Here is a 26,346-nt window from a genome sequence, read left to right as displayed (position 1 = left end):
ACGACCAGATTGCACCTAAGTTACTGGTATTGGGACTAGACCCGATACGCATGGCTGTGGTGCACGTCGAGCAGCACGAACTGGTGTGGATCGCCCGCCACCCACGCGGCCCGGTGGCCGGCGTCCAGGAACCGGGCGACCATGCACGCGGCCAGCTCGGGTTTGGTGGCGAAGGCGGTCTCCTCACCGAGCCCGGCGGCGCGGCAACGGTCAGGGTCGGTGGTCCAGGAACGCGGAACATACAGTTCGCGGTCCACTGCGGCGTGCCCGCGCTGACCGGCGTAGACCAGGTAGACGGCAACTTGGGCGTTCTCGATTCTGCCCGCGGTGCCGGTGTACTGGCGCTGGACGCCGACCGTGCCGATGCCCTTCTTCACATCGCCGGTCTCGTCGACCACCAGCCCCCCCCGCTCGTCATGCAGGTGCTTCACCACGTATCCGCGCACTTCGTCGCGGACGGCGTCGGCATCCCAATTGGCCCGGCTGAGCAGGTGCTGCATGGCATCCGGGGTGGCCTCCCCGGCCCACTCGGCGATCGTCCAGCAGTTCTTGCGCGGCAGGGCCGACAGGAGCCCGGGCACCAACCGCCGGACCCGGCGCCGGGGCTCGACCCGCTTGAACCGGCCCGCGATCCAGCCCATCAGGCATTCGAACGCCTCTTGCCATCGAGCAGGGTCTACGCTGTGACCTGCGGCCACCGCATGATCTTCAGTCTTCACACACCGATAATTAACGGTGGCCGTACTCGTGTCGTTAGCAGGCCCCTGATCCGGGTCGGGCTTGCGGCGGAGCGCTATATACCGCGGCTGCCGTCGAGGCTCTCACGAATGATGTCCGCATGACCGGCGTGCCGGGCAGTCTCCTCGATCAGGTGGAGCAGGACCCAGCGCAGATTCCGGTCCGCCAGGTCGGGTCGACTGCACGGAGCCTCCAGTGCCAGGCCTGCGATGATCTCCCGTGAGATGGCCACCTGCTCCTCGAAGAAGGCCGTCCAGTGCTTCACCGTGTCCTGCTCGTCGACACGGAAGTCTTCGTCCCTCCAGTCCGGGACCCCCGCTTCGGGCCACTCATTGGGAAGTGCCCGTCCCGCAACGATGATCTGAAACCACCTGCGCTCCCAGAGGGCCGAGTGTTTGAGCAGGCCCATCAAGGACAACGAGCTCACCGTCGGAGTCATGCGGGCATCCGTGTCAGAGACGCCGTCGACCTTCCGAAGCAGATCGGCGCGCTGCTTGTCGAGAAAGCCGCAGAGGGCTTCCCGCTCGGTAGAGGTCGAGAACTGGTTGGCTGTCATGTCCCGGACGCTACTGGATCACGAGGACAGCTCCCCGACCGGTGCTGCTGCGTAGCTAGTACTAGAAGGGCGGACAGTCGCTGTAGCCCGTCGGCTCCGGCAGTGGTACGGCGGGGCGCGGTGTCCGCAGCAGCGCCACGACCTCCTCGACTCGGCCCAGCTCCACCAGCAGCGGGCCGAGAGTCCGTCGGTGGTCCATGCGGTCTGCGTCCAGGAAGTCGACAGCCTCCTCCGGGCGTCCGGCCTCGGCCAACAGGCCGGCCAGGTGCTCCGCCGCGTACGGACGCCCGCCCTCGGGATGCACCCGGGCCTCCTCCACCGCCTCGTCGAGCTGTCCGCAGGCGGCCAGGATCGGGCCCCGCAGCCGGAACAGCTCCCACTCCTCTTCGCCCCGCCGGGCCTTGAGGGTGTCCAGGTGGGCGAGGCCCTCCTCGGCGCGGCCCTCGGTGGCGAACAGTCCGCACAGCAGGTCGACGACCCAGTCCTCGGCGCTGTCCAGCGCGCGCATCACCTCGATGGCCTCGGTGCCCCGCCCGTGCCGGGCAAGCAGTTGCGCCAGCAGTGTCGACGCGTGCCAGCCGACATCTGCAGAGGTCGGTGAGTCCGCGTGTCTCTCTCGGGACGCACTCCGCAGCTTCCATTAGCCGGGGATACCAATAGCCGGGATGAGCGCGGTGTCCAGGACTTCCAGGGCGTCGACGGTGAGCCGGGCGCGCTCGACAGGCGCCGGCGGCTGAACCAGGGTGCCGGTGACGCGCAGCCGGTCGCCAGGCTGGATGCCGGCAAGCAGCTCGTGCGTGATCCGGGGGTCGCCGCTGGTGCAGGCCACGACCGTGTCGGGGGCGTCCTGGGCGATCGTGTCGGCGTCGGCCGGGCGGACGATCAGGTCGAAGGTGGCGGTGCCGCGGGGGCCGGGGGCGGGTATCGCGTCGACCCAGCCGTCGACGGCGCAGTGCTTGGTGTCCTTCAGCTGGCCTCCGCCAGGGTTTCGGTGCGAGGGGAGCGGGGTCGGGGGGTGTGCTGGGCGAGCACCAGGAGCTCGCGGTTGCGCTTCTTCTCGGCCTCGGTGAGCGGCCGGGCCTTCGCGCCGTGGCGGTGGCAGAGCGGCGAGGCGGCGGCAAGGACCGCACGAGATGGACCATGCGCTGCAAGGCCCCACTGAACGCCTTCCAGATCGCATTCGAAGGACGCCTGCCCCCCGCCGACAACTAGAACCTCAACAACCCTGATCAGCCGTTAAGTTGACACTCCCTTTATTGACGCTGCATAGCCGCGATGATTCACTTCGTCTCTGAGAGCGCTCTCTCGCGGTTAGGGACCAGCCGCATTGTCCTTCCCCATCCACCCCTTCAGGGAGAGCCGTGTCCGTCATTCCCAGTCGCCGTTCCGTGCTTCGCGGCGCGGCCGCTGCAGCCGCGATACCGTTCGCCGGCAGCATCGCCACCGGATCGGCCTTTGCCTCGTCGCCCGCGCACAGACCCGTCGATCTGGGCCCGAACGTCCTTGTCTTCGACCCGTCCATGGGCGATGCGGCGATCCAGGCGCAGGTCGACGCCGTGTTCGCCGCCCAGGCACCCAACCAGTTCGGCACCGAGCGGTACGCCCTGGCCTTCAAGCCCGGCACCTACAACGTCGACGTCAACGTCGGGTTCTACACCCACGTCCTGGGGCTCGGCGAGAGCCCTTCGGACGTCGTGATCAACGGGCACGTCACGGTCGACGCCCAGTGGTTCAACGGCAACGGCACCCAGAACTTCTGGCGGTCCGCCGAGAACCTGACCATCGTGCCACCGGACGGGCTGGAGCGCTGGGCGGTCGCCCAGGCCGCCCCGCTGCGCCGCGTCCACGTCAAGGGCGACATGAACCTGATGCCGAGCCCGCCCGGCAACGGATGGTCCAGCGGCGGTTACCTGGCCGACAGCGTGGTGGACGGCCAGGTGAACTCCGGCTCGCAGCAGCAGTGGCTGTCGCGCAACGACACCATCGGCAGCTGGACCAGCTCCAACTGGAACATGGTCTTCGTCGGCGTCGAGGGCGCCCCCGCCACGTCATTCCCCACGCCGCCCTACACCACCGTCGACCGCACCCCGGTCGTGCGGGAGAAGCCGTTCCTGACCGTAGACCGCCACGGCGACTACCAGGTCTTCGTGCCCGCGCTGCGCCGTAACAGCACCGGCACCTCCTGGGCCCACGGACCGGCTTCCGGCCGCAGCATCCCGCTGTCCGACTTCCACGTGGCCCGGCCCGGCGACTCCGCCGCCACCATCAACCTGGCGCTCGCCCTCGGCAAGCACCTCCTGTTCACGCCAGGCGTCTACCCGCTGTCCGCCCCGCTGCTGGTGTTCCGGCCCGGCACCGTCGTCCTCGGCCTGGGCCTGGCCACCCTCCAGGCCGTCCACGGCAACTCGCTCATCGAGGTCGCCGACGTCGATGACGTCTCCGTCGCCGGCGTGATCCTCGAAGCCGCCTCCCCCAGGTCCCCCGTCCTCCTCCGCGTCGGCAACAGCTTCAGCCGGAGGAACCACTCCCACCGGCCCACCGCGCTCTTCGACGTCTTCCCCCGCATCGGCGGCGCCGTCGCCGGCGGCACCGAGGTCAGCATCCAGATCGACAGCAACGACGTGATCGTCGACCACGTCTGGGCCTGGCGTGCCGACCACGGCCTCGACGGCACGGTGGGCTGGTCGGTCAACCCCGCCGGCACCGGCTTCCTCGTCAACGGCGACCGGGTCACCGCCTACGGCCTGTTCGTCGAGCACCACCAGAAGTACGAGGTGCTCTGGAACGGCAACCACGGCCGCACCTACTTCTTCCAGAACGAGCACCCCTACGACGTCCCGACGCAGTCCGCCTGGAAGCACGGCAACACCAACGGCTACGCCGCCTACAAGGTCGGCGACCACGTCACCGAGCACCACGCCTGGGGCCTGGGCAGCTACTGCTTCTTCAACCTCAACGCCGACATCTACACCGACCGCGCCTACGAGGTCCCCGACACCCCCGGCGTCGTCTTCACCTCGCTGATGACCGTCTGCCTCAACGGCGCGGGCGGCGGCGGCATCCTGCACTGCATCAACAACACCGGTGACCCCGTGCAGAACGGCTTCGGCACGTTCAACATGAAGAGTTACACGAACGGCGTCGCGAGCGTCTGACGGGCCGCGGCTGCCACGTGATCGGGCGCGGTCCCCAAGGACCCGCCCGATAACGGTCACCGCGGGGCCCGACGGAAGGTGTGCGAGGCGCTCGCCGGCCGGGTTGAGGGCAGGACCTGTGTTCTCCTGTCTGCCGAGACGAACATGCCCGGCTTCAGGGCAGCCAGGAAACTCGGGGCAGTGCGGTTGGTCGGCTTACGCAGTGAGCGACAAGGACGTCAGGCCGGCACCGTCTGCCAGGGGCGGCGAGGCCGGTGGCGAGGGTGCGGCCGGAGGCGGGGGAGGCGGCCCAGATCATGCCGGTGGTGACGTCGCCCGCAGGGTCGCTGGCGTCGCGGACGTTGCTGACGCGGTCGGTGGCGGGAGCGAGCGTGTCGTAGACGCGGCTGGCGGCTGCCTCTTCGTTGGCGTCGGCCATGCATGAGAGCCAGCCGCAGTGCGCGTCGGTGTCGAGTTCAGTAGATCGCCCAGGTCGCAGGTTCGCCGTGGTCAGGGTTGGGGAGGAGGCCGATGGCGGTGACCGGGGCGGCTGGGTGGCGCATGGTGGTGATCGGGACGGCTCCGGGTTCGGTGGCCGGTGGCCAGAACCTGCGCCAGGTGTCGTCGCACTCGCATCCGCAGCCCCGGGGTACGCACCGAGGTAGCTGCGAAGGTGGGTGATCCGGCGGGCGAACACGGGCGGCTCGTCGACCGTGGACTCCGTGACCGTGTCCAGCTCGATCCCGTAGAGCGCCGGCGTGACCAGGCCCTCGGAGTGATCCGTGATCCGGGCAAGGACGGAGATGGCCCCTACCTCTTTGGCAACCACCCCGGCGAATGTCTTGTCGCCGTCGGCCCTCAGCGGCTCACAGTTGATGTGCGCCCCCGCACCGGTTGTCAGGCCCTGCAGTTTGCGGGCCTCCTGGCGCATGAGCACGTCGAAGCTTCCCCCACCATGTACTTGGCGCGCCGCACGTACAGCCGGGTGAGGGTCTCGCCCTCGTACGGGTGGATGGGAGCGCGTTCGGCGAACAGTGCTTGCGCCGCCTCGTAGTCACGCGTCCCGTAGCAGACCAGATCGATGTCGGAGCGGGCGTTGCAGGCGCCGACCACGCGACGATCCAGTTGATGATGGCGAGCAGGTCCTCGCTGACCGCTGTTGCGTCCAGGAGGCCGGGGGCCTGGTGCGGTGCGGCGAGGGTCTGGCGGCACGCGTAGTGGGTGACGATGCCCTCGCGGGGCACGCCGGTGTTGACGCACCCCACGGCGGGGAGTAGAGGTAGCACTCGGGCCGGTCGGCGAGGATTCCGAACGCTTCGGACACGACGCTGTTCTGCCGGTACGTCCGTCCGAACAGCACCCGGTCGCCGCGGGTGTCCGGGTAGTACTTGACGTACCCCAGGAAGTGCGTGCCGGGATGGACATCGCCGATGACTTTGAAGATCACCCCGGCGCGGTCCAGGAGGTAGTCGCGGTCACGGATGGTGGCCAGCGCTGTGCCCGGCGGCGAACTCTTCGAGGCCGGGGAAGAGGGCGGTATCGACCGTCCCGGTGTGCTCATACTGCTCGAGTCCCTTCGTGAAGAGATGACGGCGGTACTGCCACTTCAGGTGCTTGTCCGTGCGGGAGGGGGCGGTGGGCCGCATCAGGGCGAGGAAGAACAGGGCCTTGACGAGCAGGTATGCGCCCAGGTTCTGGCTGACCGGCTGTCCGGTTGCGTTCAGGCTCGCGTCGTCCAGTACGGCGAGGTAGCGGCGCCGCTGGCCGGGGCTGGCGGTGTAGCCCTTGTTGCCGCCCTTGAAGGCGATGATTTCCAGGGCCGGGAGGACGTCGTATCCGAGTGGCACCAGGCCGTGGTGCTGCCAGTCGATGACCCCGGCCGGCAGGACGTTGGGCAGGCCGTAGTCGAGGTGGCCCTGCACCAGCGGAACCGTGTCGAGGTGGACCAGCGCGTGATCGAGCGCGGCGTGTGTCCGGGCGTTGTCCAGGTCGGGGTTCTCGTGGAAGACGTTCTGGGTGAACCCGGCGCTGTCCAGCCACTTCCGCAGTGTGCCGGGCGTGGGATGGACCAGGTGGGCGGCCTGTGCGTGCAGCAGCCGGGTGGCGATCTGCGCGGCGGTGTCGGCGACGTCGTCGGGCAGGGTGCGGCCGCCGTCCAGCGACGCCACTGCCCGGTCGTGCAGGGTCTGGTCGCCCAGCGACTCCTCCACGACGTAGTAGTGGCCGTCGTCGGTGACGCCCTCCTCCAGGACGTGCGGGACCGGGTAGTTAAGGTCCGCGATCCTGCGCTGGAATTCTGCCTCCGCTTGGAGCTCGGCTCCGCCGGTGCGCCGATAGCGCCTTTTGTCGGCGGAGACGTATACCGCGCCGTCGTCGGCGGTCCGCTTCTTGACGAACCGCCAGTTGTTCTCGTTCATCAGCTCGCTCCTTTCGGCTCCTTGGCCAAGCCGTGGGTGACCGGGTAGTCAGGGATGGCCTGAGACAGGGGCCGGACGTCCATGACCCAGCGCATATCACCGGCCGCGATGTGGCGTCGCAGTTTGGTGAGGACGTCACTCCCGGGTGTGTCCGGCCGGGCCAGGTGGGCGCGGCGCCAGAATTTCAGCAGGCCCGGGAGCTGTGCCTGAGTGATGCCCGCCCGGATGTGCAGTGAGCACAGTGGCAGGAACCAGGTGAGGAACAGCTCTCGTTGCGCCGGGCTGACGCGGTGCACCTCGCACAGCCGCTGCAGCGCCGCGGTGTCGTGGTACGGGATGCGCCCGTGCAGCGCGTACCGCAGCCGCGTTGCGTTGTGCGTCCGAAACATGGCCCCGTAGGCGGCGACGTTCGCCGCGGCGTTCTCGGTGACCGTCATCACCGGCTGCCCAGTGTTGGACCGGGCAGCAGCGGCCAGCACGGCGATGTGCACGCCGGCCCGCGGGTCCAGGACCAGGCCGTGACCGCTCCCACGGCAGCGACCAGGGCGAGCCCCACGGTTATTGAACAGCGGTCGGTTCCATGTCGGACCAGCCACCGACCCGTCTCACAGACGCGTTCCCTGTCCGCCCGCTCAGCAGGGGTGATGTGTTCGTTGGGGTGAATCGGGATGTAGACGTCGTGGACGCACCTGACCTTCCGTCCGCACCACGACCTCCAGACCGCCGCCCGTCACCAAGCCGCCACCGACTCCGACTGGCAGGCCGACTACCGCCGCTGGCGACCACCGATCGAACGCGCAGTCGCCTGGCTCGTCCACCACGGCAACCGCAAACTCCGCTACCGCGGCACCATCGCCAACAACATCTGGCTCCACTCGATCCGCCGCTCTCAACCTCCACCGACTGATCAACCTCGGACTCACCCGCACAGACGGAGCCTGGACGATCAACCCGGCCACCGCATAGACCGAGGGCCGCCCGGCTTACGGCCGGACTACCCCTCACCAAGATCTTCATGAGTTTTCTAGTGTCCCGAGTCTTAGGAAAGCTTTAGAAGTATGCTTGGCTCATGGCGCGCATGGGTCGGCCGACGGTCGAAGTGGTCCTGACGGATGACGAGCGGGAGACGTTGCTGCGCTGGTCACGGCGGGCGACGTCCGCGCAGGCTCTGGCCTTGCGCTGCCGGATCGTCCTCGCGTGCGCTGACGGGTTGTCGAACACTGCGGTGGGCGCGGACCTCGGGATCCACCCGACCACGGTGGCCACATGGCGGAAGCGGTTCGCGGCCAACCGGCTGGAGGGCCTGGCCGACGAGAAGCGGCCGGGCCCGGCGCGCACGGTGACCGACGAGCAGGTCGAGGACGTGATCGTGCGGACCCTGGAGGCGACGCCGAAGGGCGCCACGCACTGGTCCACGCGCGAGATGGCGAAGCAGAGCGGGCTGAGCCAGTCGACGGTCTCACGGATATGGCGCACCTTCGGCCTCAAGCCGCACCAGGTCGACACCTTCAAGCTGAGCAAGGACCCACAGTTCGTCGAGAAGGTCCGCGACGTTGTGGGCCTGTACCTCGATCCGCCCGAGCGCGCCATCGTGCTCTGCGTCGACGAGAAATCGCAAATCCAGGCGCTGGACCGCTCGGCCCCGGTGCTGCCGATGATGCCCGGCATGCCCGAGCGCCGCACCCACGACTACCTGCGCGGAGGCGTCACCACCTTGTTCGCGGCGCTCAACACCGCCACCGGCGAGGTCATCGGCTCCCTGCACCGCCGCCACCGCGCCGCCGAGTTCAAGAAGTTCCTCGCCAAGCTCGACAAGGAGGTCCCCGCCGAGCTCGACGTCCACCTGATCTGCGACAACTACGCCACCCACAAGACCCCCGCCATCCAGAAATGGCTGCTCGCGCACCCGCGCTTCCACATGCACTTCACGCCCACCAGTTCGTCCTGGCTCAACCAAGTCGAGCGCTGGTTCGGACTGCTGACGGACAAGCAGATACGCCGCGGCGTCCACAAGAACGTACAAGCGCTGGAGAAGGACATCCGCGACTGGATCGCCCACTGGAACGAAGACCCCAAGCCGTTCACCTGGACCAGATCCGCCGACGAGATCTTCGAACGCCTCGCCGGCTACCTGAACCGCCTGCCGAACCCCAAATCCTAGATATGTAGTGCTCCTAAGACTCGGGACACTAGTGTCTTTCGGATCAGGCCAGCTCAGCGGTCCATGGCCAAGCGGCCTCGCGGCCGGCCTCGATGAGGCCGACCATCCGGAACGCGGCGTCCGTGAGGCCGCCGAAGGTGTGCCGGTGGGGGCCCGTGGGGCCGTGGGCGGGCCGGTACCCCGCCAGGTTCCACGTGTAGACCGGAATGTCGGCCGGAACCGGTTCGGCCGGCCCGCCCCCGCCCAGACCGTAGGAGGCGGCCTGCTCGTCGGTGACGATCAGGACCCGGTCGTGCTCCCGGTAATGAGTCCGCACCGCCTTCGCCGTGTGGGTACCTCCGAGACTGTGGAACCGTTTCAGCACCTCGAGCGCCGACTCGCCCGGCTCGAACGGCACCTCTGCGCTGCGCCAGCCGAACTCCACCAGATCTGCCTGCTCGGCACGCATGGCCAGCACGGTCCCGAACGCAGCCGCCGCGTCCGCCCGAGTCAGCTTGGACCGCTCGGAGACGGTGTCCCAGAACATGGAGTCGGACCGGTCCACCAGGATCAGAGTCCGGCCGGGCAAGGACGGTACGTTGGCCAGGGAGTGGCCCAGTGCCCGTTCCAGCGCGACTGACCAGCGCTGCGACGGCGCGTGCTGGTGGGCAGCCAGGTAGCGGAAGGGGAACTGCCGGGACTGGGCGACCTCGACGGCGTCACAGAGCCGTGTGGCGACCCGGGCCGCGACTTCGTCCGAGACCCCCGCCTCGTCGAAGTTCCGCAGGTTCCGCAGGAGCGCCATCGGCGCCATCGTGGGGATCACTGCTTCCCAGACGGCGGCGTCCATCGGCCCGTGGAGCCAGCCTGCCAGGGCTTCCCACGTCATGCCCGCTGCGGCCAGCCGCTCGGGGCCGCCCGGCCCGGTCACTACCGCCCACCGCTCGTCTGCAGCCGACTCCATCAGTGCCCGGTGGGCGGTCAGCACGTGGTCGGAGGTCGGCGGAACCGCCTGCTCTGGGTGGTGGCGGCGGTCTAGGGCGTACCGGAAGAGCGCGCCCTGCCAGGGCTTGTCCGGGTCGGGGAAGGCGTGCACCAGGTTGAGCACGTCACCGAAGCGGAAGCCCTTGGACGCGGTGTCGTACTTGAGCAGGGACCGAGACGTGTACAGCCGGCGTACGCCGTCGGCGATGCCCCGCTTCACGGGCTGCGGCACGTTCCGCCCGTACTCCGAGATCCAGTGGGCGAGCAGCTCGCCGGGCTCGTCGGCGCGCTGGAGCACCGAGTCGATCACGGACCGGTTGGACGGGCCTCCGGACGCCCCAGCCTCGAGCCGGGCCCGCACGTACGCGGCGGCGCCTACCAGGGACGCCGTGCGCATGTTGCCCTCGCTGCGAAGCCAGCGCAGCAGGGCGGCCGTCCACACGGGGTCCTGGACAGCGAGTTCACCGACGAGACGGGTGTACCGGTCGTCCCGCTCCTCACCACTCTCGTAAAAGGTTCGCTGGGAGACGAAGTTGCCGACCGCAAGGAGGAAGAGCTCCTCGCGGGGCTCCCGGGCGAAGGCTGGGCCGCGCTCATAGGTGCGGAAGTCCGGCCTGGCGGGCCCATGATGGAGCCGTGGTGGGGGCAGGGAGCGGGCGGCCGCCGAGACGTGCGGGGCCATGAGCATCTCGGGCCAGATCTTGGAGACGCGTGGGGTGTAACGAGGCAGCGAATCTCCCCGGATTCAAAGGATTGGACGGCCCCGGCCGAAAGGTCCCGTGGGGCGAAGACGCCCGCGCCTGCCGAGATCAAAGAGGGCGGCGGCGTCACTTGGTTGTCAGAAGGAAGTAGCCGCAGCCGAGCGCATCGGAGGCGCGGTCGCGATGCCAACGTACAAGGGCCACAGGGTCACACACCAACGATTAACGCAGGCCCGTTCTCGGACTTCGACACGGGCGCCGTGGGCCCGGGGAGGGAGGGCCATGCGGGGCACACAAGCAGGGGCGGTGTCAGCCCGCGAAGGGCTCGCCCGCCGGGACTCCCCCCGCGTGAGGGCGGCTTCTCCTGGATGTCGAGCGCGTCGAGCAGGGGCTGGATGTTCATGCGGGCACCGCCTGCGGGTCGTGCCAGGTGGGGGTGGTCGTGCCGGTGAGCCGGCGGGTCATGGTGTGGGTCATCGCCCAGTAGACGCGGGAGACGGAGGAGGCCGGGTGGTGTTGGTAGTCGCGGACCAGGCGCCGGTTCAGTATCAGGATCCCGTAGGTCTGCTCGACGCTCCATCGCTTCGGCTGGGGGGACGATTCCGCGCGGGATGCGCGGGCCGGACGGGCAGCGGTCAGGCCGGTCAGTCGGCGGAGCGGAGTTCGCGGCCGTTGATCTCCACGCGTTCGACGACGGGCCGGGGGACGTGGATGTCGGGGCGAACGTGGACGGGCGGGGACTGGAGGTCGTTGTGGACGTGGACGAAGGACGAGGAACGCAGGCTGAGGCCGCGCAGAGCGAGGGTGGAGACGGCAGCCCAGGTAAGAACGGCAAGGCCGGCGGCGACGGTGCGGCCGGTGGCTGGGGAGGCGGCCCAGATCATTCCGGTGGTGCAAGCCCCCCCCACAGGGCCCGGGTTGGGCGGGCGCCGGTGGCGCGCAGCCACCAGCTGGCGATGAATGAGGCCGCGCCGAAGAGTTGCCAGGCGGCGTAGGCGGTGGTCGCGGAGACGGGGAGCTCGACGGTGTGTGCCTGGAGGTTGTGGACGGGGTTGCGGTTGAACTTGCCATTGCAACAGCGATGCCTTGCGGTGGAAGCTCGGGTCGCCGGGTGGCTGGTGTCCCCGGCCCCCGCCAGCGCCCAGGCGGCGCCGGACCCGCCGGACCCGTCCCGGCCGGTTCTCCTGGCGCGACATGAACTCTCGACCGGACCGGTCCTCCCCCGCCGTCGTGACCTCCGCGTCCATCACATCGAGCGGCAGCATGACCGCGCGCACCGGGTGGACGTCACGTCGCCGAGGTGCCCGGCCGTGCGGCGAGGCCAGAGCACCCACAGGCACGACGCCTGGCGTACCGTCACCACCAGCGTCCTCGCAGCAGTGCGCAGCTTGTCAGCCGAGTGGTGGGAGGCGAGGACGTCCGCAATGGCCAACCGGCGGCGACTGTGAAAAACGCTGTCCGATCACCGGAGCACGGTGATAGACATCCGGCGTGGAAAAGAATCTTGAGTTCCCTGACCTGCTGCGACTGATCGATGAACGGTCGACCGCCTTCCGCGCAGCGGTCGCCGCCGCGCCCAGTCTCGACGCACAGGTGCCGACCTGCCCCGAGTGGACGCTGTTCGATCTGGTGAAGCACCTGGGTGGGGGAGACCGTTTCTGGGCCGCCATCGTCGGCGCGGGGCCTGCCGACGCTCCCCCGGCCGAGGCCACCGCTGCGCGCGCCGCTCTGGAAGTGCCGCGGGAGCGTGAGGCCCTGCTGGCCTGGCTGGCCGCGTCGACGCAGCTTCTGCTGAGCGCCCTGCGCGAGGCAGGACCGGAGAGCGGTTGCTGGACGTGGTGGCCTGCGTCGCAGTCACCGCAAACCTCCGGCGGTATCGCCCGGCACCGGGCCCAGGAGACCGCGGTGCACACGTACGACGCCCAGCTCACCGGGGGCGCCCCGCAGCCGCTGCCTGTCGAGGTGGCACTCGACGGTGTGGAGGAGTTCCTGTTCACCGTCTGCGCAACGCCGATTGCCTGGCCGCACAAGCCCACGGCCTTCGACTTCCACGCCGCCGAGGGCCGCTCCTGGCGCCTCACGGTCGACGGCGACGGCGCACGCTCCACCCGCATCCCCGCGCCCACTGCCGCGACCGGCGAGGACTCGGACGCAGCCGGCGCCTCCATCCATGGCACGGCCAGTGAGTTGGTCCTCTACTTGTACGACCGTATCCCGGCCGACTCCTTGCACGTTGACGGAGACGCAGGGCTGCTCGACCTGCTCCGCGCCTGGGAGCCGGAGGAGTAGGACGTAGCGGGGGCGGTTGGCCGCGCCTCGGGCCGGTAGGACACGACTCTTCGCCAGGTTCGTCGGTCGCGGCACCGGGCTCAAACCCGCGAGGCGGCCTCGGGGCGTCACCAAGCCGACCGTCTACCTGGTCAGAGCTCGAACTCACGACCTCCGCACGATCAGAGACGAGTACATCGATAGCCGGGCAACCGCCGACCGGCTCGCTCTCCGTATCCAGCGAGCCGGCGGTTCTGCGTCGCGCCCCTGGCCGCGTTCCTGGTCCCACGAACCCGCCAGATGATCATTTGTCGGGTAGGCCATAGGTAGCTGCTCTCCTCCCCAACCTGCTCAGCGGCGACCTCCGCTCTCGCCATCGGTGTACCCACCGCCTGTTCCAGCGTGGGGAATCCAAGTGAGCATGTCTGGGCAGCACTTGAGCGGCGGGTGGGGAAATTCGAGGCTGTGGCAGATATTTCGTGATGTCCGCTGTCAAACGATGCTGGTCAGCGGGGCGGAAAGGGTGCGAGAGCAAGATCCCACTGGTCGGCGGCGTGAAGCAGAGCATCCATATCCACCCGTACCTCCACGGCGTACTGGTAAATGCCAGTGCTCCCGTCGCGCTGCTGCCATGGGGGTGCAGCCTCCAAGGACAGGTGGACGCGAATCACCGCCCCGTCCTCGCTTCGATCGGCGAGGCTGAAGGCCAGGACCGGCTCGACGAACCAGGTGTCCGGGGACAACTCGCCTTCGGCATCCCGACCGGTTACGGATACTGTCCCCGCCGCCACCGCGCGCAGCCAGGTGGTCACCTCACGGGCCTCGTCGGTCAGCAGACATGGATCAGTGAACGACCAACTGCCCTCGGGAGTAGTCACCTTTCCACCGATGACCAGCCAGTTGTCGTCATACGAGTTTCCCCGGGTGGCGGGGAACTGGTGGCCCTGCAGGCAGAGCTCGACGCTGCTTGCGTGATCACTCAAAAGCACTGTCGCAGGATGTCACATACAGCTCGGTATCCCAGGTGAGGAGACTGCTCCGGGGCACGGCGGCTGGGCGAGGACGAGCGTCCGCAGGAGAGCGAAGGATGCACGGTGAAGATGACCCGGCAGTGCGGGGCGTGCGCCTTGACCTCCCGCGCGGTCCCCAGCGCCTCCTCGAACTTGGGGCGTACACGGATGCGGGTGCTGATCTTCTCGCTGAAGATCCTGTCCCTCGGGATGCCGTGCCCCGCGAGCGCGTCCAGCTGCGAGTCGAGTTCCTGCCCGAGCGCTGAGCAGCGGGCGTATCCGATACGGATGTCCGCGCTCGGCAGGTCCGGGTCGATCGGCGCCGGGGGCGGGGTGCCGGGCCGCCACGGCTGACCCGGCCGACGGTCGGCCGGGGTCGGAACTCGCAGTGCCTTCTTCAGTCGGGGCACGAGGGTGAAGCGGCGGGTGTGGTAGGCGGAGGTGACCGCTCCTGAGCGCGAGCGGCACGGCGATCCGGGCTGCGTGTCGCATTTCGGGCAGGCGTGCCGCTCGACATCGTCCGCGTCCGACTGCTCGGACGGGGAAGGGGTTTGAGGGTCCGTCATGGGCCCCGGATTTTCGCACAATGCAAGTCTCAGAAGGGGGCCGTCCCGCTTTTGAGTGAGAACGGGTTGTGAGAACCAATCGACGGTCGTGCGGGGTCCGGCGACCCGTTCTTGATCATGCTCGCGCAAAGGACCGTTTGTGAGAGTCGGGGTGACCGCCACGGCGACGATGACGGATCAGCACCCCGACTGCCCCACCAATGGGAGACTCTGTCGGGAATCTTTCTGTGGTTCGTTCCGGCATGGTCGAGGCAAGGCCGCGCATGCTGCCGGCCGAGTCGTGGTCCACCTGTTTCTCTCGTCTCAGCAGGCCATTGGCGCCGGCGATCGTCGATATGTCTCCTCGGCGCCGACCAGGGCGACGGGGCCGCCGCCCGTCCGGCGAGCCGGTCATCGGCTCGACCGGCCCTGACTCGGCACGCTGGCCGTGGCCGCGGTGGGGCAGGCTGGTACGCTCCGGGACGCGTTCGGTCGGCCGTTGCGGCCAGGTCCGGCTATCGGCGGACGCCGTTTGCGGTTGCCGGTTCGTTGAGCGTCAAAGGTGGGCCGATGTCCTGGCCGGATGTCACGGTGGTTGATGCGTGCGTGCGGCGCGACGGCCGGGGCGGTAGCCCCACGGCCGTCACCGACGACGACCCGGCGGCGACGGACGCGGACCGGCGTGCGGTCGCTGCTGCGGCCGGCACCTCGCACGCGGCGTTCCTCGGCCCAGGGCGGACGCCGGACGGTGGCTGGCCGGTCCGGTTCTTCACCGCCACCGCCGAACTGTCCGGCTGCGGCCACGGCACCGTTGCCGCGCAGGCCGTCCGGTTGACCCGCACCGCGCTGGGCGAGCTGAACGACCGCCAACACACCGGCGGGCGCACGTTCGACACCGTCGCGATCCGCCGTTCCGCCGGCATCGAGGTGTGGTTCGACCAGGGCCTCGTCGCGCTGCGTCACCCGGCACCGGACGAGCGCGCCGCGATCGTCGCCGCGCTCGGGCTCACCGCGGACGATCCGCATCCGACCGACGCGCCACGGATCGCCGCGCCCGGCGCACCACGCATGCTGGTACCGGTCCACGACCGGTCGGCGCTGCTCCGAGTCTGCCCACACCTCGGCAGGCTGACAGCGGCGTGCCAGCGGTACGGGCTCCTCGGCTGTTTCGTGTACGTACCGCCGGTAGGCGACCGACCGGGTGCGGCGCGGATGTTCGCGCCGGCGATCGGTGTCGACGAGGACGTCGCCAACGCCAACAGCACCGGCTGCCTGGCCGCCCACCTGCTCGACACGACAGGGGCGCAGACGGTCGCGATCGAGGTGGAGCAGGGCGACACCCTCGGTCGACCGGCCAGCGTGCTCGCTTCGGCCCGACGCGGGCCGGCGGGCATCACGACCCGGGTCGGCGGGTTAGCGGTGGTCCGCGACGGACACTGAGGCGACGACTAAGGGCTGTCCCGTAACCCCTGGCGGGCGGACGACGACAGCTACGGCACCTCGCCGCGTTGTCGGAACGCCCGTATACGCCCAGTATGCGGGCGTCCCTCCGCCTTGCGATGCACCGCATCTGACGCCGCGCGCTGATCCACCAGGGACTACGGGACAGCCCTTAGGTGGGAATGGAGCCCGCATCGCCGGCGGCCGGATCCGGGGCACGGAAGGTGCGACGGTACGCCGACGGGGCGACTCCGGCCTCCGCCGCGAGGTGCCGCCGCAGCGAGGTGGCGGTGGCGAATCCGACATCGTGGGCGACGCGTTCCACCGGCAGATCGCTGGACTCCAGCAGGTGCCGGGCCCGCCGCAGCCGCTGCGAGGTCAGCCAGCGGCCGGGGCTCAGACCGGTCTCCTCCTTGAAGCGCCGGGCGAAGGTACGGGTGCTCATCGCCGCGTGTGCGGCCAACTCGTCCAGCGACAGCGGCAGTTCAAGCCGCTGCAATGCCCAGTCGCGGGTCGGCCCGGTGCCGGTTGCGCCCGTCGGCGGCAGTGGCCGCTCGATGTACTGTGCCTGCCCGCCGTCCCGGTACGGCGGCACGACGCACAGGCGGGCGACCTGGTTGGCGACCTCGGTGCCGTGGTCCTGGCGCAGCAGGTGCAGGCAGACGTCGACGCCGCTGGCCGCCCCCGCTGAGGTCAACACGTCACCGTGGTCGACGAAAAGAACGCCGGCGTCGAGCTCGACCCGGGGGAACAGTTCCCGGAAGTGGTCGCTGAGCGCCCAGTGGGTGGTGGCCCGGCGCCCGTCGAGGAGACCGGCGCCGGCCAGCAGGAAGGCACCGCTGCAGATCGACACCAGACGGGTGCCGGGCCGGACGCGGGAAAGCGCATCCAGGGCCTTCGAGTCCGTGGCGGCGGCCGAGGCCTGGGTGATCGCGTACGGAGGGATGATCACGGTGTCCGCCTCGGCCAGCACCTCAGGGCCGTGCCCGGGGGTGACGGTCAGGTCCGAGTCGGTGCGCACGGGCTTCCCGTCCACGCCCGCGGTCACCACCTCGTAGCGGCCACCGGCGGAGCCCAGGACCCGTTGAGGTATGCCGAGTTCGAAGGGGTAGATCCCGTGGAGCACGAGGACGACCACCTTGTGGGCGCCAGGTCGCGGTTCCGGGCGCATCGCGCGATCCAGTTCGGCGGTGCGACCGGCTAGGTCGCGGGCGCCGGGAGTACCGGGGGCGGCATGGTGGACGGGCATGGCGAGAATGTATCGGAGGCTGACCTTTCCGCCATGGCCGAGGCCGGCTCGAACGGCAAGGATCGAGGCATGCCTCGACGGAGACATTTGAGAACCTCGACCCCCTGGGCCGTCGTCGGGATCGAGCAATCTGAGCGTCAATTCGAAGTCGGACATGTCCGACCGAACACAGGAGGTTCCATGGCTAAGGGCTACTGGGTCAGTGTCTACCGCGCCATTTCCGACCCTGAGAGGCTGACTGCCTACGACAAGCTGGCCGGTCCGGCCGTCCGAGCTGGGGGCGGGCGGCTCCTGTCCCGTGGCGGTCGAGTCGTCGCCCACGAAGCCGGAATCACGCAACGCGTCGTTCTCATCGAGTTCGACAGCTTTGAACAGGCCGTCGCGGCATACGAGAGCGAGGCTTACCAGAAGGCGCTGGTGGTCCTCTCCGACGGCGTCGAGCGCGACTTCCGCATCATCGAAGGCATTGACTGACCGACGGGCTCAGCCATCGCTGAGCATGCGTCACCTGATACGCACACGGTGCTGAACGACGACTCACGAGACGAGGTCCGGGCCGGCTGGACTGTCTCGTTGACCTCGTCGACGAAACTCACGCTCGCCCGAAGCGAACCGCGAACCGCTTCTCACACGACAGATCGGTCCAGCGAACACACGGCTTCGATGACCAGGGGCGCATCCTGCATCCATCTGGGCTGTAACCGCCCGAAGGCGTCCGGGCCATCACCGCAGAGCGGGCTGACCCTACCGGCTCGCGACCGTGTGGCACAGGTTGAAGATCAAGGCGAGGCGCAGCGGGTCAGCGACCGCGGATGACACGCGCGCAGCCTGGGAAAGCCCAGGTCAGTCCAGGGCCTCGTCGTCCTCGTCCCGCTCGGGCGCATCCGGGTCGCGCAGCGGGCGCAGGTCCCGGCCGGGGCTGCTGGCCTTGATGTTGAACAGGTAGCGGCCCAGGAAGCTGATGTGCCGGTCCTTGAGCGGGGAGAGGCGGGCGACGTCCTCGTCCTTGATGTCGCGGCCCTCGGCGCGGAGTTGGGCGATGGCGGCATCCAGGTAGCGGGTGTTCCACCGGACGACGGCGTTGAGGACCAGGCCGAGCGCGGCGAGTTGGTCCTCCTGGCCCTCGCGGTACGCCTGGCGGATCTGGCCCCGGCCGCCGTGGCAGATCGCACGGGCCAGGCGGTGGCGGGACTCCTGCACGGTTAGCTGCCGGTTCATCAGCCGCCGGTAGGTGTCGTCGACCGGGTCAACCATGGCGAGCAGGTGCATGGTCTTGTCGATCCGGCCGTACTCGGCGACAGCGGCCCCCAGCGGCGTGGGGTGGCCCTCGCGGCCGAACATCTGCAGCAGGTCGTACGCGCGCACCTGGTTGGTGATCAGCGATCCGGCGACGCGGAGCATGTCCGGCCAGTGCGTGACGATCCGCTTGAGGTTGACCTTGTTGCAGGCCACTGCGTCCAGCGGCCCGTATCCCGACGGTTCGTCGCCGTCGGGCAGGTCCGCGCGCCAGAACCGCTGGTCGTTCAGGTCACGGAAGCGCGGGGCGAAGCGGAAGCCGAGCATCTTGTAGAGGCCGAACGCCATGTCGGAGTAGGAGGCGTTGTCGGTGGCGACCATCTCCGGCTTCACCCCGCCGTCGAGGTTCGGCAGAGTGTGCAGGGTGTAGAGGCTGTCGCGCGGGGTGCCGCGTACGACCATCGCGCCGATCCCGGCGCGTCCGACTCGCCCAGCAGCGACAGGAACGGGCGCACGGTGTTGTAGCGCAGGGCCGGCTTCGCGCGCATCGCCGCCTCGGCCGACCCGTCGTCCTCCGGCACCAGGGCCTCCACCATCGCCACCGCGGAGGAGACCGCCGTACGCGGCACCGCCTCCTCCACCGCCGCCCACAGCGCGGCGACGTCCAGGTCCGCGTCGTGCTCGGCGACCAGGTCCAGCTCCTCGGTGCGGATCTTCGACGCCTTCGCCAGGGTCCGGGCCGCCTTCGCCAACTGCGGCAGCATCGCCAGGCGTTCCCGGTCCGAGGCCCGCCGTGCGGGGCTGACTCGTGGGCGAGGTCGCGGGCGGTGCCAAGTCGGGGCAGGCGTCCAGATGCGGTCAAGCTGGTCGCGCTGGCTGTCGGTCAGGCCCTCCGGGCGCCGCATGATCCAAGTGGTGATCCGGCGGGGGCTTGGGATTGGCCGCGGTGGTTCGGGGACGGCGGTGCCGGCGCGGAGGGTCGCGATGTACCTGGTGACCACGACGCGGCTGCCAGAGCCGTCCCGGCCTCACTTTACGCGCGTAGCTTTGACGTGTACAACTCACATTGCACCCTCCGGGCTCGGTCGCACCACCAACACCTTTGGAGGTCCCCCATGCACATCTCCAGATCCCGCTTAACCCCACTGGGTCGCGCCGCCGCCACCCTCGGCGCCCTCACCGTCACCCTCGGCCTGCTGGCCGGCAGCACCGCCCAGGCCGCGCAGTCCCAGGGCGGCCAGATCCCGCTGGGCGCGGGCTACCTGGGCGTCACCATGCACAACACGCAAACGGCCCCGGGTTCGGTCAGTCCCATGGCTGCCACCGACGGCGTCCAGGGCATCGACGTCTCGCACTACCAGGGGACCATCAACTGGACCTCGGTGCGCAACTCCGGCAAGCAGTTCGCCTGGATCAAGGCCACCGAGGGCACCAGCTACAAGGACCCGATGTTCAACACCAACTACCTGAACGCCTACCACGCCGGTGTGATCCGCGGCGCGTACCACTTCGCCCGGCCCGACGCCTCCAGCGGGGCCACCCAGGCCAACTTCTTCGCCTCCAACGGCGGCGCCTGGTCCAGGGATAACCTCACGCTGCCCGGCGTGCTGGACATCGAGGGCAACTGCTACGGCCTGTCCCAGACGTCGATGCGCAACTGGATCCTGGACTTCTACAACACGTACAAGACCCGGACCACCCGAGACATCGTCATCTACACCAGCCCCAGCTGGTGGAGCACCTGCACCGGCGGCTGGAGCGGCATGGCCACCCGCAGTCCGCTCTGGGTGGCCCACTGGACCACCGCCGCCAGCCCCACAATCGCGACCGGCTTCCCGGCCTGGACGGTGTGGCAGTACACCAGCACCGGCACGGTGTCGGGCATCTCCGGCAACGTGGACCGCGACAAGTTCAACGGCACCCGCGACCGGCTCCTGGCCCTGGCCAACAACACGCCATGACCGCCGCGGGCTGGTGACAGCCCCCCAGGCAGGCGGGCCGCTGACGACCGTCGAGCGGCCCGTCCCGCCCTCGGCCGGCACGGCACGAACGCACACACATCCCTGACTGCGTTACGGAGCCCCCATGGACATCGCGAACCCGTCACGGCGCGGCCTGCTGAAAGGCGCGGCCGTCGCCGCCGCTGCCACCGCGCTCGGACCGCTCACCGCCGGCACCGCCCGCGCCGCGAGCTACCCGACCACCCACTGGATCCCCGCCAGCACCTCGAACTACACCGTCTCCAACCGGCCCACCAGCTATGCCATCGACCGGGTCATCATCCACGTCACCCAGGAGTACTTCCAGGACGCCCGGCGGATCTTCCAGGACCCCGCACGGAAGGTGTCGGCGCACTACATGCTCGCCTCGGCGGACGGCTACATTGCCCAGTTCGTCCGGGAGAAGGACATCGCCTGGCATGCGGGGAACTGGAGCTACAACACCCGCAGCATCGGCATCGAGCACGAGGGGTGGGTCGACGACCGGAGCTGGTTCACGGATGTGATGTACCGACAGTCGGCGCAGCTCACCGCCGCGATCTGCACCCGGTACGGCATCCCCAAGGCCCGAACCCACATCATCGGGCACTACGAGGTGCCAGGAACGGACCACACCGATCCCGGTCCGTACTGGGATTGGGCCAAGTACATGACGTACGTCAAAGCCGCCGTCTGACCGGCTTGGGCGTGCTCGCCGCAGGCTGCGCCCCCACCCTGCCGCTCCTCATCGCCGCCAGCGCCCTCATCGGCCTCACCACCGTGGCCGCTAAGCCTTGATCCACCGACGTGGTTTGGGGAGTGATCTTGTGACCGGTTTCGAGCCGGTTTCAGGTCGGCGCTCGGGTATGGGCAGGTTGTAGTCGCTGGTCTGCCCAGCTTTTCCACGGGTTCGGTTCCGGTTGGGCCCTGGCGGCGGGCGGGTCGGGTAGGGGCTGTTCGCGTCAGCCGGGTGGGCCGTGAACGGTGTGGAAGAGGTGTGTCCAGGCGTGCTGCCAGGGCCAGTTGTGTGGCAGGTGCAGGGTGATGCGGCGGGCGGAGCGGGCGATCCGGGCCGGAACGTGGACCAGGTGGGTGCGGATCGTGGCGGTGGTGGCTTTGGCGTGGAAGGCGGAGGTCAGGGAGCCAGTGGCCCGCAGCAGGTTGTAGGTCATCGCCCACAGGGTGAGCCAGGCGGCGTTGGCGTGGAAGTGCCCGGAAGGCAGGTGGGCCAGGGCGCCGGCTTTGGTGTCCGCGATGACCTGCTCGATCACGGCGTGGTGGCGGTGTTCCCGCTCGGCCTGCAGGGTTGCGGCGGGCTGGTCGGTGAAGAAGGGGTGGTAGCGCCAGACGGGGAACAACTCGCCCTGTTCACCCACGACGGCGGGTTTGGCGAGGTCACGGACCCGGCGCACGATCAGCCGGGCGGTGATCTGCTCGCTCTTTTTGCGGCTCGCGAAGGCGGTGTATTGGGGTATCTCGGCGACTTCGGCGTCCGAGATGAGTTCACCGGTGGCGGGGTCGGGCACCGCGGTCGGGTAACTGATGTGCTGCCATTCCTCGTCGGGGATGCTGTGGACGGCTCGTTTGATGGAGGGGTTCATGCTGGTGGTGAGCGAGAAGTGGGCTCCGGCCCGGTGGCAGGCGGCGATCACACCGGCGTTGTAGAACTGCGAGTCGGCCCGCAGGATTCGGGTCCCGGTGCAGCCGGCCTCGCGGGCGGTGGCCAGGGCCTCGCTCACGAATTTCGGGGCGCCGCGGGAGTCTGCTGCTTTGCCGCGTCGCATCCGCACGCCGGCGATCACCGGCCTCGATTGCGGGGTGCAGACCGTGGCGAGCAGCGGGTGCAGGGTGCGGATGCCCTTGAACCGGCCGTACTCGGCGCCCTGTTTCGCCCGCCCGTAGACGCGTTTGTGGGTGGAGTCGACATCGATGAACGCCATCTCGTCCGAGCCCGGCAACAAGGGGGTGTGCGCGGCCAGTGCGGCCAGGAACCGGCGGTGGACAGCGTGGAGTTGGAGGGCGTGACCGTGGGTGAACGAGCGAAGGAAGGTGCCCAGCGTGGACGGGGCACGGGCACCTGCGAACACGGCCGGCATCGCGCCGTGCCGCAGGACGTGAAGGTCGTCGATGCTGTCCGCACCCGCGGCCATGCCGCCCACAATGCTGGTGACCTTGGCATCCGCCGCAGCCCCAGCCCCGTTCTTCGCGCCGGTCAGCTTCACCTTCTCGGCCACCAACCGCGACAGCCCGCACCGCTCGGCCAGCCGCAGCACCGGCAGCAGCCCGGCATACGCGATCAGGTTCGGGTCATCGAACGCAGCGGAGACCGCTGCCGGAGTATGGGAAACTTGCATCTACGAGGTGCCTTGCTGATTGTGCGTGCTGGAAGCGTCAGAACTCCCATCATCGCAGGTCAGCAGGCACCTCTTCTTGATTGCTCATCCACAGCAAGCGAGCCACTCGGTGGATCGAGGCTAAGGTCGTCCCCGCCGGCGTCCGGACTGGGGGCCCTCGACCACCGCGGAGCGGTGATCGGCACCGTGCTGAGCGGGTCGATCGGCGGCATGCTGCTGGCCCCCACCTTCAGCGGGGCACTCGGCGAATGGCTGGGGTGGCGGCACCCCTACCTGGTGGCCGCGGCCTTGGTCCTGCTTCCCGCCGGACTATGGGCCCTGCTCCCGTCCGGCGAACCCAGCCTGCAGCCCCGCCGACGACCAGGGGCTGCAACTCGGCTGCGCAATGCAGGGGTGCCGGGCCCCACCACCACGACCCCGGGCTACATCGGCGCCTAAGGGCTGTCCCGTAATCCCTGGTGGATCAGCGCGCGGCGTCGGATGCGGTGCATCGCAAGGCGGAGGGGCGTCCTCATACGGGGTGTATCCGGGCGTTCCGACAACGCGGCGAGGTGCCGCAGCTGTCGTCGTGCGCCCGACAGGGGTTACGGGACAGTCCTTACACCAAGTGCGGCTACGGGCGGTCCTTCGACAACGTCTCAGGATCAGGATGGGCCCGGCAGACCCGAACTGCTGACCGGGCCCCGTCGGTCGGTGGGACCGCGGCGGTCATCATGACCACGGCCGGCCGCCCGGCCTGGCGCAGGGCGGGCAGGAGGAGCTTCCATCATGGAGAGCATCTTGCCCGGCACGCGATCAAGCCCCGGCAGTTGAGTGTGGAGTATCAGTCGTTGTCGTTGTAGAAGGTGATGCCGCGCCAGTCTGTGACGCACGAGCGGCTCAGGAAGATCCAGCCGATCGCGCTGTCGCGGACGACGATCGCGGGGTTGGACCCGTTCGTCGTGAAGCGATACATCACGGTGGAGCCCGGATTGCCTGCCACGTCGCGCAGTGAACCGTCGCTGTATGTGCTGGTCGTGTAGTAGTTGTAGTACGCCGTGCAGGCCGGGTCGACCGTGATTGCGGTGCCGTCCGTGGCCGCGTGCGCGGCTGCGTTGAAGTTGTATCCGATCGTCCGGCGGTGCGAGATGTTGTCCTTGGTCGCGTCGCTGCATGACTCCGCGACGGACGCGGTCGGGCTGGAACCGAGGGCGCCGGGCGGGATCCAGCCACAGATGTTGTTGCCGCCCAAGCTGCGCCCGTAGTGGTAGTTGCTGGCGGCGGTCTGGTGGACGTCGAAGGACGAGCCGGCCATGGCGGTGCCGACCCAGTATCCGCAGACCTTGTTCTGCATCCAGGTGCCTGCCGGGATGGTGCCGGAGTTGTTGCACGCTGCCGGCTTGGGGGAGTTCGGCTGGACGGTGTACCTGTTGACGTTCGCCTGGGAGGAGGTGGGGAGCAGGCCGACGAGCGCGGCCGCCGCGGCGAGCACGGTGGCGGCACGGGTGCGGCGTCGGAGGGTTGTACCGATCGTGGCCATCACTGCAACTCCTTCGTTGTGGAGGGATGGTGCGGTGGGAAACTTCGGCCGCAGGTGTTGCCAGCGGGCCCCCTGTGTGCGGCTGACCGAGACGGACGGTGCGGCTGCCGCCCGGCGCTCGCGGCCAAGCTCTCGGAGAACGGGGTTGACCGTGTGGAATCCGGCGGCGCCGTATGCGTTGTGACCGCGGAGGCAGGCGGGTGGGTGGGCACGCCGGCGAAGGTGACGTAGAAGCTGACGGACTGTCAGACAGTCATCACTGTTGTGACGGGATGTGGACCTTGGCTGGGGAGTGCTCCAGGGCGATCGTGGCGGTGACGATCGCCCCTACGGCAAGGGCCCGTTCTGAGGCGCCGAACGGCCATCGACTCGTCGACGACGCGGCGAAGGTTTGCCGCCCGCAGGAGGTGTCCGCGCAGGTGAACCGGCGGACCCGCAGGCGTGGGGTTCTGAGCCCCGGCGTGCCCCGTCCGCCGGACGGGGACACTTCTGTCTGCCGGCTCAGCAGCCGCCGCAGTTGTAGTAGAGGACGTCCCAGTGGTTGCCCTCGTCCGCGTAGATGTTCCCGGAGCCGGACTGGTACTGAGGCGCGCCGTCACCGCGGAGCCCTATGTAGCTGAAGGCGCTGTGGATGTAGTTGGTGAGACAGGTGGACTTGCCGTAGTCGAGCTTGTAGCCGTTCCAGTGGGAGTAGGTACCGCTGGCGTGCCCGGTCTCGGTGCCGCCCGTGATGTTGAGCGCGCAGCCGGTGGCGCTCTTCAGGGTCTGGGCACCCTGAGCGGTGGCGAGGTTGAGCTGCTCGAAGGATGTGCAGGTGGCGTTGTTCCGGTCGGAGCAGCCGCCGGACGACGACCAGGTGATGCCGGAGGAGCTGAACCGGGACGTCGCCTGCGCGTGCGTGAGCTTGGTGACGGCGTGCGCCTGCGTGGCGCCGGTGCCGAAGGCGCCGACTCCGGGGACGAACAGCGCGCCGAGGACGAGGGCGAGGGCGGTCAGGGCGGGGCGCAGTTTCGGGCGGTGCAACATAGGGGGGTTCCTCCTGCTCATGACAACTTTCGGGGTGGAGCTGCCGCATGGTGGAGCAGGGAGATAGTGCCCGAGTTCTACGCGCGTCACAAGAGCGCGTCCGAACGAGTTGGCCATTGAGGTTGAACTTGCTTGATCCGCCGTCAGGAGGGTTCGAGCGACGCCGACAAAGCAGCTGAGCACCACCGATAGCGCCGAGGGGCGGACGGAGGTCCGTCGGGAGCAGGAACGTTAAACCGGATGCCTCCAGGGTCGACTCGGTGTCCGGGGTGGCGGTCAGGTTCGCATGAACTGCCAGTTCGGTCCCGGGCAGCTGGTCGCGGCTCGTTCCGTAGCCACGATCAGGCTGGCGGTGGAGTCACTGACCGCGACCTGGCCGCCGCGCCTTGGCGCGGGCGATGTTGTCTGGCCACCGAACCGACGTGGGCGGTGCCGACGTCGGTAACCACGCTGATCCGAGGTAGGGCCTGACGGCGCGGGGTCTGGACTTGCGGCTGGCGACGGAGGCGGATGTGCTGGACTTCCGGCGGTGGCGGCGAGAGGACGCGGGCTTGCCGACCGGCACGCTGTGGGCGCTGCCAACGTCTGCCTGGACCCGCCGAACGAGCCCCGGCCCGCTCCGGTCGAAGCCGCCAGGACGGACCTGACAAGACCCGCCTGATTCCTCTCGGGCTTGATGCATGCCGATATAAGCATATGATGGCTGCCATGGCACGAGCAGCGACGACGTCGGACGTCTTCAACGCGATCGCCGAGCCGCAGCGCCGGGAGATCCTGGTGCTTCTGCGGGCGGGTGAGCGGCCGGTGACCGAGTTGGCCCAGGAGTTGGGGATGACCCAGCCGGGGGCATCCAAACACCTGCGGGTGCTCCGGGAGGTGGGGCTGGTGCGGGTTCGCGGGGTGGGCAAGCAGCGCCTGTACGGCCTTGACGCCCGCGGGCTGCGACCGGTCCACGAGTGGTCCGGCGGGTTCGAGCGGTTCTGGAACGAGAGCTTCGGCCGGCTCGACGCATATGTGCAGGAACTGAAACAGACAAGTCAAGAGGAGTAG

Annotated in this window: 27 protein-coding genes and 2 pseudogenes; 10 read left to right on the top strand and 19 right to left on the bottom strand. The window is 69.0% G+C overall.

Going from position 1 to position 26,346, the window contains the following annotated elements; translation table 11 throughout:
• Positions 1 to 35: 35 nt before the first annotated feature.
• The 4 genes from OG878_RS41850 to OG878_RS41835 all read right to left on the bottom strand — a co-directional run bounded on the left by OG878_RS41850 (position 36) and on the right by OG878_RS41835 (position 2,123).
• Complete coding sequence (locus tag OG878_RS41850) at positions 36 to 641, bottom strand: IS701 family transposase (protein ID WP_328891992.1); 606 nt, start codon at positions 639 to 641, stop codon at positions 36 to 38.
• Positions 642 to 793: 152 nt separating this feature from the next.
• Positions 794 to 1,294: a DinB family protein gene (locus OG878_RS41845; protein ID WP_328891933.1), complete on the bottom strand. Its 501-nt coding sequence runs from the start codon at positions 1,292 to 1,294 to the stop codon at positions 794 to 796.
• 61 nt (positions 1,295 to 1,355) lie between these two features.
• A complete protein-coding gene (locus OG878_RS41840; protein WP_328891932.1) occupies positions 1,356 to 1,802 on the bottom strand; it encodes a hypothetical protein in 447 nt (148 codons plus the stop codon).
• A gap of 132 nt (positions 1,803 to 1,934) precedes the next feature.
• Entirely contained in the window at positions 1,935 to 2,123 is a 189-nt protein-coding gene (locus tag OG878_RS41835; RefSeq protein WP_328891931.1) for a hypothetical protein, read from the bottom strand.
• A gap of 532 nt (positions 2,124 to 2,655) precedes the next feature.
• Between OG878_RS41835 and OG878_RS41830 the strand changes: the two genes are divergently transcribed.
• Positions 2,656 to 4,449, top strand: coding sequence for an adenylyl cyclase (locus OG878_RS41830; RefSeq protein ID WP_328891930.1), 1,794 nt, complete (start codon positions 2,656 to 2,658; stop codon positions 4,447 to 4,449).
• Positions 4,450 to 4,603: 154 nt separating this feature from the next.
• On the opposite strand, the gene OG878_RS41825 is transcribed toward OG878_RS41830, so the two are convergent.
• The 4 genes from OG878_RS41825 to OG878_RS41810 form a co-directional block, all read right to left on the bottom strand.
• Positions 4,604 to 5,365 (bottom strand): hypothetical protein, encoded by a 762-nt coding sequence (locus tag OG878_RS41825; RefSeq protein ID WP_328891929.1) that lies wholly within the window; start codon positions 5,363 to 5,365, stop codon positions 4,604 to 4,606.
• Positions 5,326 to 5,541 (bottom strand): hypothetical protein, encoded by a 216-nt coding sequence (locus OG878_RS41820; RefSeq protein WP_328891928.1) that lies wholly within the window; start codon positions 5,539 to 5,541, stop codon positions 5,326 to 5,328. Before OG878_RS41820 ends, OG878_RS41825 begins: the two co-directional genes overlap by 40 nt.
• 362 nt (positions 5,542 to 5,903) lie before the next feature.
• The gene (locus tag OG878_RS41815; RefSeq protein ID WP_328891927.1) at positions 5,904 to 6,845 is read right to left on the bottom strand and encodes a phosphotransferase; all 942 of its coding nucleotides are present in this window, start codon (positions 6,843 to 6,845) and stop codon (positions 5,904 to 5,906) included.
• Positions 6,845 to 7,282 carry a hypothetical protein gene (locus OG878_RS41810; protein ID WP_328891926.1) on the bottom strand — a complete coding sequence of 146 codons (438 nt, stop codon included), beginning with the start codon at positions 7,280 to 7,282 and terminating at the stop codon, positions 6,845 to 6,847. The genes OG878_RS41815 and OG878_RS41810 overlap by 1 nt, the downstream gene beginning before the upstream one ends.
• A gap of 252 nt (positions 7,283 to 7,534) precedes the next feature.
• Between OG878_RS41810 and OG878_RS41805 the strand changes: the two genes are divergently transcribed.
• A complete protein-coding gene (locus OG878_RS41805) occupies positions 7,535 to 7,864 on the top strand; it encodes a transposase (protein WP_443049320.1) in 330 nt (109 codons plus the stop codon).
• A gap of 50 nt (positions 7,865 to 7,914) precedes the next feature.
• Positions 7,915 to 9,006, top strand: coding sequence for an IS630 family transposase (locus OG878_RS41800; protein ID WP_328885146.1), 1,092 nt, complete (start codon positions 7,915 to 7,917; stop codon positions 9,004 to 9,006).
• 43 nt (positions 9,007 to 9,049) lie between these two features.
• Here the strand turns inward: OG878_RS41800 and OG878_RS41795 are convergent, their stop codons facing one another.
• The 3 genes and pseudogenes from OG878_RS41795 to OG878_RS41785 form a co-directional block, all read right to left on the bottom strand.
• A complete protein-coding gene (locus tag OG878_RS41795) occupies positions 9,050 to 10,651 on the bottom strand; it encodes a TROVE domain-containing protein (RefSeq protein ID WP_328891991.1) in 1,602 nt (533 codons plus the stop codon).
• 418 nt (positions 10,652 to 11,069) lie between these two features.
• Positions 11,070 to 11,264 (bottom strand): annotated as a pseudogene (locus OG878_RS41790) (IS5/IS1182 family transposase); the annotation flags it as partial.
• A gap of 50 nt (positions 11,265 to 11,314) precedes the next feature.
• Positions 11,315 to 11,554, bottom strand: a complete 240-nt coding sequence (locus OG878_RS41785; protein WP_328892001.1) for a hypothetical protein — start codon at positions 11,552 to 11,554, stop codon at positions 11,315 to 11,317.
• A gap of 607 nt (positions 11,555 to 12,161) precedes the next feature.
• Here OG878_RS41785 and OG878_RS41780 point away from each other — a divergent pair.
• The gene (locus OG878_RS41780) at positions 12,162 to 12,959 is read left to right on the top strand and encodes a maleylpyruvate isomerase family mycothiol-dependent enzyme (RefSeq protein WP_328891925.1); all 798 of its coding nucleotides are present in this window, start codon (positions 12,162 to 12,164) and stop codon (positions 12,957 to 12,959) included.
• A gap of 485 nt (positions 12,960 to 13,444) precedes the next feature.
• Here OG878_RS41780 and OG878_RS41775 read toward each other — a convergent pair whose 3' ends face one another.
• Complete coding sequence (locus OG878_RS41775; protein ID WP_328891924.1) at positions 13,445 to 13,927, bottom strand: WapI family immunity protein; 483 nt, start codon at positions 13,925 to 13,927, stop codon at positions 13,445 to 13,447.
• On the bottom strand, positions 13,918 to 14,514 hold the full coding sequence (locus OG878_RS41770) for a zinc finger domain-containing protein (protein WP_443049312.1): 597 nt from the start codon (positions 14,512 to 14,514) through the stop codon (positions 13,918 to 13,920). The genes OG878_RS41775 and OG878_RS41770 overlap by 10 nt, the downstream gene beginning before the upstream one ends.
• A gap of 549 nt (positions 14,515 to 15,063) precedes the next feature.
• Here OG878_RS41770 and OG878_RS41765 point away from each other — a divergent pair.
• Positions 15,064 to 15,933 carry a PhzF family phenazine biosynthesis protein gene (locus OG878_RS41765; protein ID WP_328891923.1) on the top strand — a complete coding sequence of 290 codons (870 nt, stop codon included), beginning with the start codon at positions 15,064 to 15,066 and terminating at the stop codon, positions 15,931 to 15,933.
• A gap of 172 nt (positions 15,934 to 16,105) precedes the next feature.
• On the opposite strand, the gene OG878_RS41760 is transcribed toward OG878_RS41765, so the two are convergent.
• The gene (locus tag OG878_RS41760; RefSeq protein WP_443049319.1) at positions 16,106 to 17,104 is read right to left on the bottom strand and encodes a GlxA family transcriptional regulator; all 999 of its coding nucleotides are present in this window, start codon (positions 17,102 to 17,104) and stop codon (positions 16,106 to 16,108) included.
• 258 nt (positions 17,105 to 17,362) lie between these two features.
• On the opposite strand from OG878_RS41760, the gene OG878_RS41755 reads away from it, so the two are divergent.
• Positions 17,363 to 17,656: a DUF1330 domain-containing protein gene (locus OG878_RS41755; protein ID WP_328891921.1), complete on the top strand. Its 294-nt coding sequence runs from the start codon at positions 17,363 to 17,365 to the stop codon at positions 17,654 to 17,656.
• 369 nt (positions 17,657 to 18,025) lie between these two features.
• Here the strand turns inward: OG878_RS41755 and OG878_RS41750 are convergent.
• Positions 18,026 to 18,895, bottom strand: a pseudogene (locus OG878_RS41750) (Tn3 family transposase); the annotation flags it as partial.
• Positions 18,808 to 19,182 carry a hypothetical protein gene (locus tag OG878_RS41745; RefSeq protein ID WP_328892000.1) on the bottom strand — a complete coding sequence of 125 codons (375 nt, stop codon included), beginning with the start codon at positions 19,180 to 19,182 and terminating at the stop codon, positions 18,808 to 18,810. The pseudogene OG878_RS41750 and the gene OG878_RS41745, both read right to left, overlap by 88 nt.
• A 351-nt stretch (positions 19,183 to 19,533) precedes the next feature.
• Between OG878_RS41745 and OG878_RS41740 the strand changes: the two genes are divergently transcribed.
• Both OG878_RS41740 and OG878_RS41735 read left to right on the top strand, forming a co-directional pair.
• On the top strand, positions 19,534 to 20,379 hold the full coding sequence (locus OG878_RS41740) for a GH25 family lysozyme (protein WP_328891920.1): 846 nt from the start codon (positions 19,534 to 19,536) through the stop codon (positions 20,377 to 20,379).
• A gap of 124 nt (positions 20,380 to 20,503) precedes the next feature.
• Complete coding sequence (locus tag OG878_RS41735; protein ID WP_328891919.1) at positions 20,504 to 21,094, top strand: N-acetylmuramoyl-L-alanine amidase; 591 nt, start codon at positions 20,504 to 20,506, stop codon at positions 21,092 to 21,094.
• Positions 21,095 to 21,359: 265 nt separating this feature from the next.
• On the opposite strand, the gene OG878_RS41730 is transcribed toward OG878_RS41735, so the two are convergent.
• Positions 21,360 to 22,751, bottom strand: a complete 1,392-nt coding sequence (locus OG878_RS41730; protein ID WP_328885304.1) for an IS1380 family transposase — start codon at positions 22,749 to 22,751, stop codon at positions 21,360 to 21,362.
• Positions 22,752 to 22,925: 174 nt separating this feature from the next.
• On the opposite strand from OG878_RS41730, the gene OG878_RS41725 reads away from it, so the two are divergent.
• Positions 22,926 to 23,189, top strand: a complete 264-nt coding sequence (locus OG878_RS41725) for a hypothetical protein (protein ID WP_328891918.1) — start codon at positions 22,926 to 22,928, stop codon at positions 23,187 to 23,189.
• Between the two features lie 385 nt (positions 23,190 to 23,574).
• On the opposite strand, the gene OG878_RS41720 is transcribed toward OG878_RS41725, so the two are convergent.
• Both OG878_RS41720 and OG878_RS41715 read right to left on the bottom strand, forming a co-directional pair.
• A complete protein-coding gene (locus tag OG878_RS41720) occupies positions 23,575 to 24,270 on the bottom strand; it encodes a hypothetical protein (protein ID WP_328891917.1) in 696 nt (231 codons plus the stop codon).
• A 501-nt stretch (positions 24,271 to 24,771) separates the two neighbouring features.
• Positions 24,772 to 25,296: a hypothetical protein gene (locus tag OG878_RS41715; RefSeq protein WP_328891916.1), complete on the bottom strand. Its 525-nt coding sequence runs from the start codon at positions 25,294 to 25,296 to the stop codon at positions 24,772 to 24,774.
• A gap of 708 nt (positions 25,297 to 26,004) precedes the next feature.
• On the opposite strand from OG878_RS41715, the gene OG878_RS41710 reads away from it, so the two are divergent.
• Positions 26,005 to 26,346 (top strand): ArsR/SmtB family transcription factor, encoded by a 342-nt coding sequence (locus tag OG878_RS41710; protein WP_328891915.1) that lies wholly within the window; start codon positions 26,005 to 26,007, stop codon positions 26,344 to 26,346.

This window comes from Streptomyces sp. NBC_00316 (assembly GCF_036158715.1).
Classification (GTDB): Bacteria; Actinomycetota; Actinomycetes; order Streptomycetales; family Streptomycetaceae; genus Streptomyces.
This window is presented reverse-complemented; position numbering and strand designations above follow the sequence as displayed.